The organism is Oleiphilus sp. HI0086, assembly GCF_001635225.1.
In genome coordinates this window covers 1-584 of record NZ_LWFZ01001006.1, presented here as the reverse complement: position 1 = coordinate 584, position 584 = coordinate 1, and the positions used below count along the sequence as shown (strand labels likewise).

Below are 584 nucleotides of genomic sequence, written 5' to 3'. Positions count from 1 at the left end.
GATCAGAATTTGAAGTCTCACAGACCTCTAACGTATCATATAAACACCTCATTGCCAGAGCAGTCTTTCCAATTCCACCTTCACCAACAATAGAAATCACTTTTGTATTAGAAAACAGCAACTTATTAATCGCATCTCTGTCTTTTTTTCTCCCTATAAAGCCAGTATCATCAAACTCTGGCAAAGGAAGGTTTTGGAAAATGGTATTTACTTCTGCACGCCAAAAGCTGGGAATATCTAGAAGTAGAGTATAGGTAGGGTCTTCTAACTTATTTATAGCTGAAGTAATATTTAGCCACCTATAGCTATTCCCCTTACGTCTGAGCTCATTCGAAAAATCAAGAAGATCATTAAAATCATTCGGCTCTAAGGGCCTAGAATGGCAAACCCTGTTTCTAGTTTGAGTTAGTCTATCTAGTTCGGATGAAACAAAGCTAACTTCTTCTTTCGAAAGAATGCTTTGATTGTCTTTAATTTTATTCAGCAATTTGCATAAATCACTGAAGTCTAAATACTCGAGTAACCCACTACCATCAGCATCTGATATATAAACTTCCTTGTTGTGGTTAAAATAACGCTCTTTA

1 protein-coding gene is annotated in these 584 nt (G+C 36.1%); it reads right to left on the bottom strand.

All coding sequences use genetic code 11. From position 1 onward, the window contains the following. Window positions 1–584: hypothetical protein (locus tag A3756_RS27915; RefSeq protein WP_197481374.1), on the bottom strand; the 584-nt coding region annotated here is incomplete at both ends.